The organism is Aliivibrio wodanis, assembly GCF_052920805.1.
This window is the reverse complement of record NZ_JBREXA010000002.1, coordinates 704,262-722,771: the sequence shown is the minus strand read 5'-3', so window position 1 is coordinate 722,771 and position 18,510 is coordinate 704,262. Positions and strand designations below refer to the sequence as shown.

Sequence of the window (18,510 nt, the reverse complement as noted above, 5' to 3'; positions counted from 1 at the left end):
AAGAAAAGCACCTCTACTGTTTGTCAGTGAGGTGCTTTTTTATTATTTTCAGTTATAGACTGAGCTAATCTCTATTTTTAAGTTAGCTAATTAATCGTTCAAACTCATCAATTTGTTGGCTCACTCTCTCTAAACTCTGCTGCCAAAACGTTTCTTGCGTTAAATCCATCTGCAAATGCTTTTGCACCACCTCTTCTGCTCTCATAGAGCCGGTATCACGCAGTAAACTTACGTAATCACGATAAAAGTGTTCACCTTTTGCTTCTCGCTGTGCGTACACTCCGATACTGAATAAGTAACCAAACAAATATGGGTAGTTATAGAAGCTTACTTCTGGAATGCTGAAATGCAGTTTGCTTGCCCAAAACATAGGATCTGGCTCTGACATTGCATCACCGTACCATTCACTCCAGGTTTTACTCATCAAATCAGACAGCTGCTCTGGACCTAATTCTTTAGTTGCACGTTGTTCATAAAACGCTTTTTCAAACTCATAACGAACAGGAATATTAATCGTAAGTGCTAGCGCAGACGATAATTCTTCCCATAGCATTTCTATTTTATCTTCTTTGGTTTTCGCTTTAGCTAGCAGCGCATCACGTACGACATTTTCAGCAAAGATCGACGCGGTTTCTGCCAATGTCATTGGGTATTTGGTTTTACACAATGGCATGTCTCGCATCACCCAGTTATGGAAGGCGTGACCTAGTTCATGCGCTAATGTTAATACATCAGACATACTGTTGCCCCATGTCATAAAGACTAAGGGCGTACGAGAGTCTGCGAACTTAGTACAATAAGCACCAAGACGTTTGGTTTCTTGTGGCGCGGCATCTATCCAACCATTTTTCACCATCGTATCAACAAAATCGGCCATCTCTTGTGAAACACCTGCAAATGCCTCTTTTATGATGATAATGGCTTCATCAAAACTGTAGCTCGATGCTTCACCTACTAGCGGTGGCATAGAAGCTAGTTGATCCCACGGGGTTAGTTTTTCTGTTCCAAACATTTTTGCCATTAAACGGCCCGCTTTTTGCCCTACCGCACGATTTTTCTTTGCCACGGACATCATGCTATCTAGCGTCGCTTGTTCAACTCGGCTGCCATGTAAGCTTGGCTCTAAAAAATGCACAGGTGCAGCTGAGCTTCGCTTTTGGTATTCAGTTAAACGCCAACCAGAGAGCGCATTTAAAATGGCAGAAAAACTCTCTTGGTTTTGCTTCATCGCTAATTGAATGGCACGCCACGCAGGCTCTCTACGAAGCGTATCACTGCCATAAAGAATACTGGCGGCTTGTGATAATCCTATTGTTTCATCAGTGCCATCAGAAAGTTGCAGTGTCACTTTCATTGAGCCTGTAATGTTGTCATACAAACGACCCCACGCATTCTTACCATCAACACTCATGGCTGATAATAATTGCTCCTCTTTCACGCTTAATCGTGTTGCGACTAGTTTTCTCTCTTCTTCTAGCAAAAAGCGTTGTGCTTCCAGCTCGTCACTCAACGACAACACAGATTCAAACAACTCCGTTGGTGCATTCACAATCGCATCTAAATATGGGCTAAAGGCTTGTGAAAGTTCCGAAGATAACTTAGTCATATGGTTCACTAACGCTTTCGCTTGTGCGTTTGAAGCGTCAACAGAAGCAATACAATTACCATAGCTAGCGACCGTTGCTAACTGTACCGATATGGATTCTTTTTCAAGGATAGCTTGTTGTAAATGAGTTATCTCAAGAATCGCTTGAGAGATTGAAAATGTCGTAATTCGCTGCTCAATAGAATCAATTGTCTCGATGAGTTTTGGATCATCAAGTGATTGAAAGGCGATAGAAAGATCCCAACTTGGTGCGGTCATGGTTATGTCCTTTTATTTTGTTTTCATCATCATAGCAATTGAATTTATGGGGTAAAGCACTCAATGACTTAATCTCACTATTCACTCTATTGAGTCTTAGTTTTCTCTATTTTCTGAACTAATAAACACGCTCGATGCCCTCTCTCTACGTTCGCATTTGGAAAGACGACACTCTCTCCTCCTGCTTGCGCTGCATATTCCACCTCACCATCAGTAGCGAGTAACTCGTTTTCAGGAAATGAAGTGAAGTTGGCGAGATCACTTGGGAAATGAAAAGAAAACTGCTCACTTTGCTTCATAATACTGCGGGTTACTTGATACTCAACCAAAGATGAACTGCCTTTTTCCGTATTAAAAAAATCGGTATTGCTAATTAATGCTCTTAATTGTTGGTCGAAATCAGAAAGAAGAGATAAGTCGTTTTCACCCATTCTTGATACTTTTCCTAACTCGACGGTGGCGGCATGTGCGCCATAATGCTCGGCACTGTACCAACTGAATGTGGATGCGGGGGCATCTGAAAACAAACAGGCTTCTATCTTACTGCGAGATAGAAAATCTAATAATGGCTCTGAACGTTTATAGTTATGATTATATGGGTGTATCGCAAAGGTGTAATGTTGAGAGGTTCGTATTGCACAATGTAAATCTAAGTGCCACTTTTCTTTTGTGTTGTGCTTAGTAAAAAAAGCATCCACACTTTTCATTAAACGATTCGCTAAAGCTACTTCAGAAATATCAGCGTTTGGGGTTTGATGGTGACTGAAAAGACGATTTAAATTGGTATCAATAAAACGCGTGTGTTGATGCGTTGCTGCGGGATGCCCATAAATAAATAAACAAGGCTGTGACAGTGACAATTCACCGCTTTGAATATCTTCAATGATGGTATCAAGCAACTCTATTGGTGATGTTTCATTACCATGAATTCCCGATGATAAAACAATGGCACTCTGGGGGCTAAAATCTAAATTCGGAACAAACTCTACCACACCTCTATCATGCTGAATGACAAGAGTGCCATCAGAGAGTAACCAGTTTTTTTCTTCAACTGGTACAGATAAATCTAATGTATTTTGAATAAATGAAATATGATCCATTGGTACTTCTCTTCCTTGGTAATATATTCAACCAAAAAACTGTACCATTTATGCCACATTAAATTAACGATTCAAAAACAATTGTGTGAGTTCAAACATTGCTTATATCGGATTTAGGATATATAGATAATAAAAAAGCTGTATAACAGATTAATGTTATACAGCTTTCATTATCTTCAGCCAAAGGTGGCAAGATTATTTTTCTACTGGTAAATCTTCAACACGAGCTTTCAGTTTTTGACCCGGTTTAAATGTTACCACTCGACGTGCAGAAATCGGAATATCTTCCCCAGTTTTTGGGTTACGTCCAGGTCGCTCACTCTTTTCGCGTAGGTCAAAATTACCAAATCCAGATAATTTTACTTGCTCGCCACTCTCTAGAGCTTGCTTAATCTCTTCGAAAAATACTTCTACCGTTTCCTTGGCGTCGCGTTTACTTAATCCAACTTTTTCAAATAAGGTCTCAGCCAAATCAGCTTTAGTGAGTGCCATAAAAACTACCCTCAAGTTACGTTAGACAGAGTCACAGTATTTACTGTAACTGGAAACTGAACAGTTAGAACAATGACCTAATGTCCGTTCTACTGTTGATAGTGTATGCCAACCGACTGATTTTCGCCAACTTTTTTCTGAAAATTAATGATTAATTTGTGAAGTAGCATTCGGATTTATAAGTAAATACCACTAAGATATCTTATTTAGCTCTACCCTAAGTCATTGACTCGAAACTTATCACTTAATTTCATGCTAATTTCGATACAATTATCTATATGCAAACTTGTGATACTGAACGTAAAATTATTAACAAAATTAAAAATAAGCCATCTAGTTGATTGTGAAGCAGTTAGTTAAAGTTATGTATTTCTCGATTGACACTTAAATACAGAAACTTTTTTTACTTTCAGAATTATATACTGCAATTGCGTTACGTCCTTCTCTTTTGGCTTGATACAAAGCAAGATCGGTACTGTGCAATACCTGCTCTAAATCTGCATTTTTTCCTTTCTCTGTTGTATGAATGCCAAAAGTACAACTAATACGATCACTGACAGTGGATTGATCATGCTTTATTTTCAATTTCTGTATTTTTGTTTTAATTCGAGAAGCGATATCAAAAGCACATTGAGTTGTTTGGCATCGTAAAAGAATAAGAAATTCATCTCCACCAATCCTGTAAACACTACCTTGGTATCTACATTCAGATTTAAACACTTCAGCTAACTGAACTAAAACATGATCGCCTTTCACATGGCCATAATGGTCGTTATATGGCTTATAATCGTCAATATCAATCAAGATACTCGAAAATAAATTTTGGTTTATATCACTAGTATCTTCTTGCAATGCATGGCGGTTCAGCAATCCTGTTAAGTTATCTGTTCGATATAAATGCTCTAACCTTTTATGACTTTCATTCAATTCTTCTTTTTGTTGTTCTAATATTTGATTTTGCTTCTGATTTTTAATTGAAATAGCAATGTAATTCGCTAATTGTTCAATAACATGAACATGTAAGTCGTTATAACAGTAACTTCGCTCATGCTGTACAGTTACAACACCTAGAAGCTCCCCACCTAATACCATTGGAACATACAGCACAGAACTGATTAGGTTTTCACTTTTTACTAATAAACTAGCACTTGAGACAGAATCGATATTAATATATTCAGATAACTCTTCTACACTACCACTATCAATCAGAACTGTTTCGCGACTCATTGCAGAATACACACCCAACTTGTTATTTTGATAACAGTCAAGTATTGGGCCTTCGACTACCTCTCCTTTATCAACGATATATCGATAATCCAATACATGCTTATCTTCATCATAAAGTGCTAGTGCTAGCATCGAAAAAGGAATAAATTCACCTAACTTACTCGCCACGATTCGTAGAGCATTAGAATGCTCTGTACTGCATGCAATAATTTGCCCTAGATGACTAAAGCTCTCTAAATGCTTTTTTAGATTATTGACATGATTACGTTGCTGCTCGTTCTTTGCATACTCTACTGCCTTCTCTGCATACTTTGCTTCGTTCACGCGAGTTAATTCCATCTCTTGTTGTAAAGTCGCGTTTTCCAAATAGAGATATTTTAGTTCATGATTTTGATCACCTAACACTCTATAACAATGAACCAATACTTTATATATACCTGAAAGTACTTTTTTATCATCATGACTTGATGGGGTTTCTAACATCAACTCAGCAAAAGTTATCGCTTTCTTATATTGCTTCTCTTTTAGCAAGAATTGGGAGTACGCCTCAAAAAGTTCAATTTGAATAAACGAGTCAGAGTAAACTTCTAGCTTTGCTATCGCTGTTTCAAAATTGATATGTGCATTTCTTGCATCTCCCTCAAGGCTATAAATAACCGCGTGATAAAATGTCGCGTAAATCCATGAACGCTCACAATATTTATCTGAAGATATGTCTAAAGAGGTTTCAATCTCTATTTTAGCTTCATCCAATCTACCTATTTTCGCTAGTGCTAAGGCAAGGTTTGAATAGGCTAAGCTAAGTGTTGAAAAGTTAGTCTGATTTTTCCCTACATCTACAGCAAGGCGAGCATGGTTTATTGCGCTTTGGTAGTCTTTGAGCTGAATATAAGTACCGCTAATGTTCACATTAAGTAATAATGTCAGAGCTTTATCTATATATCTCAGCTTACGCTCAGCAGAAGTGAAGTAGTTTTGCGACATGTAGAACTGCCCTTTCATGGCATAAATAGTTCCCATGTGTACACAAGTATAACTGTATAAAATAGAATTATCCGCAGACCCTAAAATGTCTAAAATACGCTCATATATTGTGATAGCTTCATCTAATTGGTCATCTCTAAATGCAATTCCAGCATCAATATAGTCATTATAAATAGGCCTAACCTTTACCCCAAACTCCTTTGCAATTGCATTAATTTTAGTTCGAATATCATTCAGTGTTTCTTTTCTTTCTCCATGAACTTCTGTTAATGCTCTTAATATTTTGCGGTCTGCTTGGCGTTCATTGGTCGTTGGCATCATTCCTACTTTAATCTACTTAAGTGACGATATATCATACCATTTAATGTTCTGGCATATAAATAATATTGTATCAAACTATGTCCAATTTATTCAGTAATACAAATAGTTATTAGCATCGTTTCATAATCAATGGGATGTCTATGATTTTAGGATAAAAAAATCCAGAGTGTATTCACTCTGGATTTCGTAGTATTAATCTTGCTGATTAACGGTTAGTCACGCAATGTTGCTGAGAACTTCTCACCAATTGCTGCAACGATAGCGTCAACAGCTGACGTGATATCAGCCTCTTCTAATGTACGTTCAACTGATTGAAGTGTCAGTGCGATTGCAAGACTCTTCTTACCGTCTTCAACGCCTTGACCACGGTATACATCGAACAGTTTCGCGCTAGTTAATAGCTCGCCACCTGATGCTAAACATTCAGTAACGATGTCACCAGAAGCAATTGCTTCATCTGCTACAATCGCGATATCACGACGGTTTGCAGGGAACTTAGATACTGCTGCCGCTTCAGGGATAACGCGAGTGTTGATTGCGTCCCACTCGATTTCAAACATGATTGTACGACCATTTAAGCCAAACTTACGCTCTAGCTCTGGGTGTACTGTACCGATGAAACCAACTTCTTTGCCGCCAACAACGATAGCTGCTGTTTGGCCTGGGTGAAGTGCTGGGTGCTTAGCTGCTTTAAACTCATACGCTAATTCGTTAGCAGTTAGTTCAAGAACCGCCTCTAAATCACCTTTAAGGTCGAAAAAGTCAACAGTGTTTGTTGCGATATCCCAATGCTCTTCACCACGAGTACCAGCAATGATACCAGCAAGCATCATTTCTTGACGCATACCGTTTTCAGCTGACTCTTCAGGAATAAAACGTAAACCAGATTCGAATAAACGAACGCGTGGTTGTTGACGTTTTTGGTTATGAACAACCGTGTTGATCAAACCAGTCCATAGGCTTAGACGCATCGCTGACATGTCTGCTGAAATTGGGAATGGCAGAATTAACGGCTCAATTTCAGGCACGATCAGTTTTTGTTGCTCTGGCTCTACGAAGCTGTATGTGATTGCTTCGTGGTAACCACGGTCAACAAGAAGATCACGAACACGCTTAAGCGGCTGGTTTGCTTCTTTGTGATCGTTCATGTTTAGTGCAGCAACAGGTGCTTGGTTTGGAATGTTATTGTAACCGTAGATACGACCTACTTCTTCAATTAGGTCTTGCTCGATTGCAATATCAAAACGCCATGATGGAGATGTTGCAGTCCAACCAGTATCCGTCGTTTCAACAGAACAACCTAGACGCGTTAAGATCTCAACCACATCTGTTGATGGGATGTGATGACCTAATAGACCATCTAACTTACTGCGACGTAATTCAACCGTGTTTGCTGTTGGAAGATCAGCGTCAGATTCTGCTGCAGAGATAGGCGCTACTTCGCCACCACAAAGTTCAACAAGAAGCTGTGTTGCACGCTCCATCGCTGTTGCTTGTAGCGTTGAATCTACACCACGCTCAAAACGTAGAGATGAATCAGTGTGTAGACCGTATGCACGAGCACGACCACGGATGTGATCAGGTGCGAAGAACGCACACTCAAGCATGATATCTGTTGTTTCAGAAGTAACACCAGACTCTTGACCGCCAAAGATACCCGCAATTGCTAGTGCTTTGTTTTGGTCTGCAATCACTAATGTATTGTTGTTTAGTTTTGCTTCGTTGCCATCAAGAAGAGTTAGTTTCTCATCTTGCTCAGCCATACGAACCACAATGCCGCCGTCGACCTTAGACAGATCAAACGCGTGCATTGGTTGGCCTTGCTCAAGCATTACGTAGTTTGTGATATCAACAATCGCATCGATTGAACGAATACCACAACGACGCAGTTTCTCTTGCATCCAGATTGGCGTTTCAGCTTTAGCGTTTACGTTCTTGATAACACGACCAAGGTAACGTGGACACGCTTCAGTTGCTTTAACTTCAATAGAAACCGTATCTTCGATGCTTGTTGCTACCGCTTCAATAGTTGGTTCAACTACGTCTGCACGGTTAAGAACACCCACTTCACGAGCTAAACCACGAATGCTGAAACAGTCAGCACGGTTTGCTGTTAGGTCAACATCGATAGCAACATCGTTAAGCTCAAGAAGCTCACGAACGTCCATACCTAATGTAGAGCCTTCTGGTAATTCTAAAATACCGTCAGATTCAACATCAATACCTAGCTCAGAGAAAGAACAAAGCATACCGTGTGATGGAACACCACGTAGTTTTGCTTTCTTAATTTTGAAGTCACCAGGAAGTACAGCACCAACCGTTGCAACTGCAACCGTTAGACCAAGACGACAGTTAGATGCACCACAAACGATGTCTAAAAGCTCTTCTTCGCCGATATCAATTTTAGTTACACGAAGTTTGTCTGCGTCTGGGTGTTGACCACACTCAACCACTTTACCTACTTTAACGCCGGTGAAAACACCAGCAACAGGTGCAACTTCATCAACTTCCAAACCAGCCATTGTGATTTGGTGAGCTAGCTCTTCGCTGTTAATAGCAGGTTTAACCCACTCGCGTAGCCAAGATTCACTGAATTTCATAAATTTCTAGCCCCGAATTACTTGAATTGTTTAAGGAAACGAAGGTCGTTCTCGAAGAACGCACGAAGGTCATTTACGCCGTAACGAAGCATAGTTAGACGCTCAACACCCATACCAAACGCAAAGCCTGAGTATTTTTCAGGGTCGATGCCAACAGAGCGAAGTACGTTAGGGTGAACCATGCCACAACCTAATACTTCTAGCCATTTGCCATCTTTACGCTTCACATCAACTTCAGCAGAAGGTTCTGTGAATGGGAAGAATGAAGGACGGAAACGCACTTCAACTTCTTCTTCAAAGAAATTACAAAGGAAATCGTGAAGAATACCTTTAAGTTGTGCAAAGTTTACGTTCTCATCAACTAACATTCCTTCCACTTGGTGGAACATTGGTGTGTGAGTTTGATCGTAATCGTTACGGTAAACACGACCAGGTGCAATAAAGCGGAATGGTGGTTTGCCATTTTCCATTGTACGGATCTGAACACCTGATGTATGCGTACGTAGCATTAGATCAGGGTTAAAGAAGAACGTATCGTGGTCAGTACGTGCTGGGTGATCGTCTGCAATATTTAGCGCATCGAAGTTATGGAATGCATCTTCGATTTCAGGGCCAGATTCTGTGCTGAAACCTAATTCACCAAAGAATTGCTCAATACGCTCAACGGTACGAGTAACTGGGTGTAAACCACCGTTCTCGATACGACGGCCTGGAAGGCTTACATCGATAGTTTCAGCAGCAAGTTTCGCTTCAAGCTCTGCAGTTTGAAGAGAGTCTTTGCGTTCAACCAATAACGTTTGAACCGCTTGCTTTGCTTTATTGATCAGTTGACCTGCTTCACGACGCTCTGAAGGATCTAGTTTACCTAGTCCTTGAAGCTGAAGTGTCAAATGCCCTTTTTTACCTAAGTATTGAACACGGACTTCGTCCAGAGCGACTAAAGAGCCTGCTTGTTCAATTTCTGCCGTTGCATTGGCAATGATCTCGTCTAGATGTTGCATCGTTTCCTCATCCACTTATAGGTGGTATCCGTTGCGAGTAAAATATATATAACGACACATAGTAATAAATCACAGCGTTAAATCCAAACTGAATTGGATAAAATAATCAATCTAATAGAAAAAAGTGTCTTTCTTAACCAATTGTCTCTTAAAGCTCATTTAATTCTCTCTTTTTTATTTACCTATCACGGCGATTCATACAACTTTTACGCTATAGAGCAAAAAAACAAAAGATCAAATAAAAATGATAGTAATTCTCATTCGCAATATGTATTATCTTTCCAAGTTATGAGAACAGACACTTTCAAGGAATTAACATGTCTAATAAAAAAACATTTTTAGCTGCTTCTGTTTTGGCTGCTATCTCTCCTGCTCTTTATGCTCAAAGTACTCCTAATGAAAATGCCACAATGTTTGACGAGGTTGTTGTCTCAGCCACCCGTACTGAACAAAGTATTAAAGATGTGTCTAGCTCTATTTCAAAAGTAACGGCTGATGATATCGAAAATACCATGGCTAATGATATTCAAGATGCCCTTAAATACACACCCGGCGTTAGTGCTAACGGTGGTGGTCGTTTTGGTTTATCAGGGTTTACAATCCGTGGTATGAGTGACAGTCGCATTAAAATGTTAGTCGATGGCGTTCAGCAGCCTACCCCTTATAACCCCGGGTCTAATGAACAGCGCAAATACCCAAGCGCAATTGAAATTGACACACTAAAAGCGATTGAAGTAAATAAAGGCCCATCTTCTACTCTTTATGGATCTGATGCTTTAGGTGGCACCGTATTGATGCAGACCAAAAATCCTGAAGACATTTTAAGAACAGATGGCAATGAAAACGCTTTTGAAGTAAAAACAAGCTATAACAGCATTGATGCAAGCTCAAAAACTACTGGTACGTGGGCAATGCGCGCGGCAGAGTTAGAAACATTAGTAATGCTTACCTATAAAACAGGCAACGAATCACAAACTCACTCTAACGGCGCTGATATTGAAGGCCCAGATCGTGGTGCAGCAAACCCAGCAGATGCGCAAATTGGCAATCTTTTAGCGAAAGCCTTTTACCAATTAAATGATTCACATCGTATCGGTACAACCGTTGAATACTACACATCACAATATGATGAGGATGAGTTATCTCAAGAAGGTTACTCAATGATGATGGGGACAACGCCAATCATTACGTATTACGATAACTACAACAAAGATACGACCACACGTTTACGTTTTGGATTAGAACACGAATGGCAAGCTAATAATTATTTGTTTGATACACTAGAGTCTAAAATTAATATTCAACAAACTGAATCTCTTTCTGAGAATTATGATACATCTACTGGTATGTATGGCAGTGGTCGTCGTATGCGCGAACGTATTGCCAATGATGATTCAATTCAGTTTGATGCTCAATTTGATAAAATTGCCGAATTTGGTGAGAGTTTCCATCAAGTTACTTACGGTTTTAGCTTTAGACAAAACAAATTCGCAACTGAAAACACAGATTACAAATACGATAAAGGAACCGTTGGGCCAGGGCACACTGATATGCCTGATGCAACCATGACTCAATATGGTATTTTTGCACAAGACCAAGCATTCTTATTAGATGAACAATTGGTTCTTACCGCAGGTTTACGCTATGACTCATTCAAAGCGGAACCAGAAACAAACGATGGTTTTGATACTGAATACCCTGACAGCAAAAACGATGCATTCACTGCCAAATTAGGTTCGGTTTACCATATTAATAATAGCTTCAGTGTACTTGCTCAAGTTAGCCAAGGATTCAAAGCCCCTACTCTGCAAGATATGTATTATTTTTATGATAGTGGCGCAGTAATCGATGCAAACCCAGATCTTAAAGCTGAAAGCAGTATTTCGTATGAAACAGGTATTCGAGCACAATCTGATGCTGCACAAATTGAGTTGATCGCTTTCTATAATGATTATTCTGATTTCATCAACCAACAATACTTAGGTAAAGTCGTTGGTGGACCGAATGATGGTAAAGAACACTACACTAAAGAGAATATCGATTCTGTAGAAATTTACGGTGTTGAATTTAGTTCTACTTATTTACTAGATGAAGCGTTTGATGCCCCTCAAGGTACCTACTCTAAGTTAAGTATTGCTTATGCTGAAGGTCGAGATAAAAAAACAGGCGCATCAATAGACAGCGTTGCCCCATTAACTTCAAATCTAGGTTTAGGCTATGATTCTGTTGGGTACACCTACGGTGCTTTATTAAACATTAATATGGTGGCTAGCAAAGACAAATGGGCAAATGAGGGTTATGAAAATATTAATGTTGCTGGCTACACTTTCGTTGATTTAACCGCTTACTATAAACCAATGAAAGATTTAACCCTTCGTGGTGGTTTATTCAATGCGTTTGATAAGCAGTACTGGTTGTACAACGACATGATTGGTACAGAAGCTGGTGATGACGGCATTGACCGTAAAGCTCAAGCAGGTCGTAACTGGGGTATTGAATTAGACTATAAATTCTAAAAATGAATAGCACTCAACGTTAATTGGCTAGTTCAAAGCGGCATCATTGCCGCTTTTTTTATGTTTGTTGTATTATGATTTTGCTATTCAGAGGGTTCAAATGGACCGTAGTCATCTATTTCCTTAGGGTGATTTATTTCAACGTATCTACTTTTACGAAATACACTTAATAGATGTTTCTTTATTTCTTCTCGATCGTTAGGAAAATAAAATAACCATTCGTATGAAGCATATAAATCATATGGATGGCTTATAATTGAAAAAGTATCCTCTTTTCTTATATCAAATAATGTATATTCATCTGAAAAAAGTATGTATGACTTGCTGATTTTTGACTCAAAACCAGTCATTTTAAATGACAACAATGCACAAGCTCCTGCCCCAACAAATGCCATTGGCCCTATTATAGTTACAGCCAAAAAACTTACCGCCACACCAAACCAAGCAAAGCCTCTCATCACTTTATACGCCATTTCAGGAATTATCTGCTCTGTTGTAAAGTGAATGCCTTTTTCCGTTAAATAAAAACAAATATGCTCATCAGCAAAAAATAAATAACGAATAACAAAAGTCATTATTAAACCGATGAAAAATAAAACTGGAACCGCAGCCATATCCTGTATTAATAGCATAAGTAAACTATAACCAAAAAATGGAATCCCTATAGATAAAAACCAACGAAGTTTATTTCCAAGTCTGTCACATCTTATAGCTTCCCATTGATAAATAACCTTAGCGTTATAAAGATCATTCTTAAGTTCTAATTCATTTTCTCTATCATGCATTATTTAACCTCATATTTTCCAGAGGGTTCAAATGGACCGTAGTCATAAATATCATCTGGATGATTAATTATTTTATAGTGACTTTTTTTAATCACCTGAAGTAATTGTTTTTTTATTTTATCTCTATCTTCAAAAGAATAATACAAGCGATAGCATGAGTCATATATATCATGTGGATGACTTATTATTGAAAAAGTATTTTCTTTTTGAATATCAAATACAGTATATTCATCGACGAAATATACAAAAGAACTACGAGGTACTGATTTAAAACCAGTCATTTTAAATGACAGCAATGCACAAGCTCCTGCCCCAACAAATGCCATTGGCCCTATTATAGTTACAGCCAAAAAACTTACCGCCACACCAAACCAAGCAAAACCTCTCATCACTTTATACGCCATTTCAGGAATTATCTGCTCTGTTGTAAAGTGAATACCTTTTTTCGTTAAAAAATAATGATGCTGATTATCCGCTAAGAACAGATAACGAATAACAAAAGTCATTATTAAACCAATAAAAAATAATACTGGAACCGCAGCCATATCTTGTATTAGTAATAATAATAAACTATAACCAAAAAAAGGAATACCTAAAGATACAAACCAACGCAGCTTATTCCCCAACCTGTCACACCTAATTTCTTCCCATTGATAGATTATAGGTAATTCATGAAGCTCGCGCTCAAGTTCTAATTCATTGTCTTTATCATGCATTATTTATGCTCAAGTTTTCAGAGGGTTCAAATGGGCCGTAGTTATCTATTTCCTTAGGGTGATTTATTTCAACGTATCTACTTTTACGAAATACACTTAATAGATGTTTCTTTATTTCTTCTCGATCGTTAGGAAAATAAAATAACCATTCGTATGAAGCATATAAATCATATGGATGGCTTATAATTGCAAAAGTATCCTCTTTTCTTATATCAAATAATGTATATTCATCTGAAAAAAGTATGTATGACTTGCTGATTTTTGACTCAAAACCAGTCATTTTAAATGACAACAATGCACAAGCTCCTGCCCCAACAAATGCCATTGGCCCTATTATAGTTACAGCCAAAAAACTTACCGCCACACCAAACCAAGCAAAGCCTCTCATCACTTTATACGCCATTTCAGGAATTATCTGCTCTGTTGTAAAGTGAATGCCTTTTTCCGTTAAATAAAAACAAATATGCTCATCAGCAAAAAATAAATAACGAATAACAAAAGTCATTATTAAACCGATGAAAAATAAAACTGGAACCGCAGCCATATCCTGTATTAATAGCATAAGTAAACTATAACCAAAAAATGGAATCCCTATAGATAAAAACCAACGAAGTTTATTTCCAAGTCTGTCACATCTTATAGCTTCCCATTGATAAATAACCTTAGCGTTATAAAGATCATTCTTAAGTTCTAATTCATTTTCTCTATCATGCATTATTTAACCTCATATTTTCCAGAGGGTTCAAATGGACCGTAGTCATAAATATCATCTGGATGATTAATTATTTTATAGTGACTTTTTTTAATCACCTGAAGTAATTGTTTTTTTATTTTATCTCTATCTTCAAAAGAATAATACAAGCGATAGCATGAGTCATATATATCATGTGGATGACTTATTATTGAAAAAGTATTTTCTTTTTGAATATCAAATACAGTATATTCATCGACGAAATATACAAAAGAACTACGAGGTACTGATTTAAAACCAGTCATTTTAAATGACAGCAATGCACAAGCTCCTGCCCCAACAAATGCCATTGGCCCTATTATAGTTACAGCCAAAAAACTTACCGCCACACCAAACCAAGCAAAACCTCTCATCACTTTATACGCCATTTCAGGAATTATCTGCTCTGTTGTAAAGTGAATACCTTTTTTCGTTAAAAAATAATGATGCTGATTATCCGCTAAGAACAGATAACGAATAACAAAAGTCATCATTAAACCAATAAAAAATAATACTGGAACCGCAGCCATATCTTGTATTAGTAATAATAATAAACTATAACCAAAAAAAGGAATACCTAAAGATACAAACCAACGCAGCTTATTCCCCAACCTGTCACACCTAATTTCTTCCCATTGATAGATTATAGGTAATTCATGAAGCTCGCGCTCAAGTTCTAATTCATTGTCTTTATCATGCATTATTTATGCTCAAGTTTTCAGAGGGTTCAAATGGGCCGTAGTTATCTATTTCCTTAGGGTGGTTTATTTCAACGTATCTGCTTTTACGGAAAACACTTAATAGATGTTTCTTTATTTCTTCTCGATCTTTAGGAGAATAAAATAATGCTTCGTATGAATTATATAAATCATATGGATGGCTTATAATTGCAAAAGTATCCTCTTTTCTTATATCAAACAATGTATATTCATCTGAAAAAAGTATGTATGACTTGCTGATTTTTGACTCAAACCCTGTCATTTTAAATGACAACAATGCACAAGCGCCTGCCCCAACAAATGCCATTGGCCCTATTATAGTTACAGCCAAAAAACTTACCGCCACACCAAACCAAGCAAAACCTCTCATCACTTTATACGCCATTTCAGGAATTATCTGCTCTGTTGTAAAGTGAATACCTTTTTCCGTTAAATAAAAACAAATATGCTCATCAGCAAGAAATAAATAACGCGATACTAATGCCATAGCTATGCCCATTAGCAATAATGGAATTATCGTCTCACTTTCTTTAATAAGTAAATATAGACCACCATAAACAATTAATGACGAGCCAATAGCAATCATCCAGCGCAAAGCATAACTAGCCCTATCGCACCTTATAGCTTCCCATTGATAAATAATTGGTAATTCATGAAGCTCGCGCTCAAGTTCTAATTCATTGTCTTTATCATGCATTATTTAACCTCATATTTTCCCAGAGGGTTCAAATGGACCGTAGTCATAAATATCATCTGGATGATTGATTATTTTATAGTGACTTTTTTTAATCACCTGAAGTAATTGTTTTTTATTTTATCTCTATCTTCAAAAGAATAATACAAGCGATAGCATGAGTCATATATATCATGTGGATGACTTATTATTGAAAAAGTATTTTCTTTTTGAATATCAAATACAGTATATTCATCGACGAAATATACAAAAGAACTACGAGGTACTGATTTAAAACCAGTCATTTTAAATGACAGCAATGCACAAGCTCCTGCCCCAACAAATGCCATTGGCCCTATTATAGTTACAGCCAAAAAACTTACCGCCACACCAAACCAAGCAAAACCTCTCATCACTTTATACGCCATTTCAGAAATTATCTGCTCTGTTGTAAAGTGAATACCTTTTTCCGTTAGAAAATAATGATGCTGATTATCTGCCAGAAATAAATAACGCGATACTAATGCCATAGCTATGCCCATTAGCAATAATGGAATTATCGTCTCGCTATCTTTAATTAGTAAATATAGGCCACCATAAACAATTAATGACGAGCCAATAGCAATCATCCAGCGCAAAGCATAGCTAGCCCTATCGCACCTTATAGCTTCCCATTGATAAATAATTGGTAATTCATGAAGTTCACGCTCAAGTTCTAATTCATTGTCTTTATCATGCATTATTTAACCTCATATTTTCCAGAGGGTTCGAATGGACCGTAGTTATCTATTTCTTTCAAACGTTCCACTTCAATAAAATAACTTTTCTTAAATACATTCAATAAATTATCTCTAATTTCATTTTTATCTTTTAATTGATAATACAGCCCATCAAACGAGTTAAATAACCTATCAGGGTGGCTTTTTATCGAAAATGCACCCTCTTTCTGAATATCAAATAATGTATATTCATCCAAGAACAAAACATATGAGTCTCTAACTTGAGATTGAAAGCCTGTCATCTTAAATGAAAGTAACGCACATGCACCAGCTCCAACAAAGGCCATAGGTCCAATAATAGCCACAGAAACAATGCAAACTGCAACGCCAAACCATGCAAATCCTCGTACAACTTTATAAGCTGAATCAGGAATGATTTGTTCATAGGTATAATAGAGTCCTATTTGAGTTAGATAAAATTTATAATAGCAATCTGAAAACCATAAATAACGAACAACAAACATCATTATGGATGCAATAAAAAGAAATGGTACCACCGCATTGATATCGTTGATTAATAACAATAATATACTTATTGGAAAGAACGGAATAAATATACCTAATAACCATTGAGTTAATGATGTTTTATTTCCATGAAATCCACTATATTCCCACTCGTAAAGTACTGGAGAATTATAAAGTTCTTTCTCTAGCTTTAATTCATTGTCTTTATTATGCATTGTTTTCCTCTCCAACTAATAATACTCCTCTTAAGCTTTCGCCTTTTATTGTTTTATTACTTAAAGATTTAATAACTAAACTCCCTTCTTTTTTCCCAGAAGCTAAATAATGGCTCTCATACTCAATATCGTTCTTTGACCCGTTAGATGGCATTTTCAGTTCGACTTCCACATCATCCTTCACTGTACCTCCAATTGTAATTACATAACGAGGTGAATTATTAACTGTTCGAACCCACTGACCACCTTGTTCATCAACTAAAATTGGCTTCAGTTTTTCTGGTTGTTTGAAACCATATCGAAACGTTGGAGTATAAGGAATACGTTTAACCTTTAATTCAATATATTTGTTTTCAGTAAACGACGGAAGATCCACAATTAATTGCCATTGCATACTTCCAGGATCTTGTGAATGAGTTGGTTTTCTTCCTATAATTTTTTTTAAACTTAATTGCGGCTTATATAATATAGATTCTAATCTACTTATTGCCTCTATGTTTCCCCACTGTAGATCTCCTTTTCCCCAGCACGATTCGTAAAGCCAATTTTGTAACTCCGTTCGTGTAAATATATTAATAATAATTATAGAAATTAGGTAAATAACACCTGATACCATTAATGCTGAAAGCATCCACGGTGCTAAAGCCAATAAGTTGTTAGGTGAATCAAGTGAAAGTAATTCATCTAACTCTTTCATTTGCTCTTCTAGCTCAGGAACTTGCTTAACAACGATCAAAAACTGACTAACTATATTAAGTAAATAAGCCTGATGATTTTCATATTGGTTATCTAACCCCAAGATTAATGGGTCAATGCCTAACTGTGTAACTGCTGCTATAAAATCAGATAAATAGTTATTTATTCGTTCACTTGTGCCTTTTAACTGTGAGTAATGCGATATCACAAACTCATCTAACCCTTCCCAATTAACATCACTCGTATATGCAGTTGTTTCTTTAAATTTCTTAAGTAATTTAGAGTCTGGCTCATAAGAATAGGTATTTTTCAGTTCTTGTAACTTCGCTTTCGCCTGCGGTGTATATACTGGTTCATAATGAACACTTTCTGCTGCGGGCAATGCTTGTTCTTCATTAGCTAAACCTTGAATATACAAATAATCAGTTAATTCTTTTTCAAACTGAAATATGCTAATTGGGTTTTCTCTTATCTCTTTAGGTAATTCATTTTCATCAAGCCTTACTCGTCCTAAGGTTCGAGTCAATTCCGCCATTTGAAGTTTATATTGTTTATCTTCATCCCCCATAATTGCCGCTTTCTCTGCCACTTCATTCGACAACTTCAAAAACAGATCCGTTATATCAG

General features: G+C 37.2%; 14 protein-coding genes and 1 pseudogene. 1 reads left to right on the top strand and 14 read right to left on the bottom strand.

All coding sequences use genetic code 11. The annotated features are described in order from the left end of the window. Positions 1–82 precede the first annotated feature (82 nt). The 6 genes from ACU5DF_RS11145 to pheS form a co-directional block, all read right to left on the bottom strand. Complete coding sequence (locus tag ACU5DF_RS11145) at positions 83–1,864, bottom strand: M3 family oligoendopeptidase (protein WP_446712899.1); 1,782 nt, start codon at positions 1,862–1,864, stop codon at positions 83–85. Between the two features lie 86 nt (positions 1,865–1,950). Further along, positions 1,951–2,964: a succinylglutamate desuccinylase gene (locus tag ACU5DF_RS11140; RefSeq protein ID WP_446712898.1), complete on the bottom strand. Its 1,014-nt coding sequence runs from the start codon at positions 2,962–2,964 to the stop codon at positions 1,951–1,953. A gap of 195 nt (positions 2,965–3,159) precedes the next feature. Continuing rightward, a complete protein-coding gene (ihfA, locus tag ACU5DF_RS11135) occupies positions 3,160–3,456 on the bottom strand; it encodes an integration host factor subunit alpha (protein ID WP_012550336.1) in 297 nt (98 codons plus the stop codon). A gap of 384 nt (positions 3,457–3,840) precedes the next feature. Beyond that, complete coding sequence (locus ACU5DF_RS11130; RefSeq protein ID WP_446712897.1) at positions 3,841–5,988, bottom strand: sensor domain-containing diguanylate cyclase; 2,148 nt, start codon at positions 5,986–5,988, stop codon at positions 3,841–3,843. A 212-nt stretch (positions 5,989–6,200) separates the two neighbouring features. Further along, positions 6,201–8,588 carry a phenylalanine--tRNA ligase subunit beta gene (pheT, locus tag ACU5DF_RS11125; protein WP_446712896.1) on the bottom strand — a complete coding sequence of 796 codons (2,388 nt, stop codon included), beginning with the start codon at positions 8,586–8,588 and terminating at the stop codon, positions 6,201–6,203. A 17-nt stretch (positions 8,589–8,605) separates the two neighbouring features. Continuing rightward, entirely contained in the window at positions 8,606–9,589 is a 984-nt protein-coding gene (gene pheS, locus ACU5DF_RS11120) for a phenylalanine--tRNA ligase subunit alpha (protein ID WP_045102137.1), read from the bottom strand. Between the two features lie 317 nt (positions 9,590–9,906). On the opposite strand from pheS, the gene ACU5DF_RS11115 reads away from it, so the two are divergent. Then, positions 9,907–12,105, top strand: a complete 2,199-nt coding sequence (locus tag ACU5DF_RS11115; RefSeq protein WP_446712895.1) for a TonB-dependent hemoglobin/transferrin/lactoferrin family receptor — start codon at positions 9,907–9,909, stop codon at positions 12,103–12,105. Positions 12,106–12,188: 83 nt separating this feature from the next. On the opposite strand, the gene ACU5DF_RS11110 is transcribed toward ACU5DF_RS11115, so the two are convergent. The 8 genes and pseudogenes from ACU5DF_RS11110 to ACU5DF_RS11075 all read right to left on the bottom strand — a co-directional run bounded on the left by ACU5DF_RS11110 (position 12,189) and on the right by ACU5DF_RS11075 (position 18,472). Further along, positions 12,189–12,890 carry an immunity protein TsiV2 protein gene (locus tag ACU5DF_RS11110; RefSeq protein ID WP_446712894.1) on the bottom strand — a complete coding sequence of 234 codons (702 nt, stop codon included), beginning with the start codon at positions 12,888–12,890 and terminating at the stop codon, positions 12,189–12,191. Then, complete coding sequence (locus ACU5DF_RS11105) at positions 12,890–13,606, bottom strand: immunity protein TsiV2 protein (protein ID WP_446712893.1); 717 nt, start codon at positions 13,604–13,606, stop codon at positions 12,890–12,892. The genes ACU5DF_RS11110 and ACU5DF_RS11105 overlap by 1 nt, the downstream gene beginning before the upstream one ends. Continuing rightward, positions 13,599–14,321 carry an immunity protein TsiV2 protein gene (locus tag ACU5DF_RS11100; protein ID WP_446712892.1) on the bottom strand — a complete coding sequence of 241 codons (723 nt, stop codon included), beginning with the start codon at positions 14,319–14,321 and terminating at the stop codon, positions 13,599–13,601. Before ACU5DF_RS11100 ends, ACU5DF_RS11105 begins: the two co-directional genes overlap by 8 nt. Next, complete coding sequence (locus ACU5DF_RS11095) at positions 14,321–15,037, bottom strand: immunity protein TsiV2 protein (RefSeq protein WP_446712891.1); 717 nt, start codon at positions 15,035–15,037, stop codon at positions 14,321–14,323. Before ACU5DF_RS11095 ends, ACU5DF_RS11100 begins: the two co-directional genes overlap by 1 nt. Beyond that, positions 15,030–15,752 (bottom strand): immunity protein TsiV2 protein, encoded by a 723-nt coding sequence (locus tag ACU5DF_RS11090; RefSeq protein ID WP_446712890.1) that lies wholly within the window; start codon positions 15,750–15,752, stop codon positions 15,030–15,032. The genes ACU5DF_RS11095 and ACU5DF_RS11090 overlap by 8 nt, the downstream gene beginning before the upstream one ends. Continuing rightward, positions 15,745–16,468 (bottom strand): annotated as a pseudogene (locus tag ACU5DF_RS11085) (immunity protein TsiV2 protein). The gene ACU5DF_RS11090 and the pseudogene ACU5DF_RS11085 overlap by 8 nt, the downstream one beginning before the upstream one ends. Continuing rightward, on the bottom strand, positions 16,468–17,187 hold the full coding sequence (locus tag ACU5DF_RS11080; RefSeq protein WP_446712889.1) for an immunity protein TsiV2 protein: 720 nt from the start codon (positions 17,185–17,187) through the stop codon (positions 16,468–16,470). The pseudogene ACU5DF_RS11085 and the gene ACU5DF_RS11080 overlap by 1 nt, the downstream one beginning before the upstream one ends. Then, positions 17,180–18,472 (bottom strand): hypothetical protein, encoded by a 1,293-nt coding sequence (locus tag ACU5DF_RS11075; protein WP_446712888.1) that lies wholly within the window; start codon positions 18,470–18,472, stop codon positions 17,180–17,182. The genes ACU5DF_RS11080 and ACU5DF_RS11075 overlap by 8 nt, the downstream gene beginning before the upstream one ends. Positions 18,473–18,510: the final 38 nt, after the last annotated feature.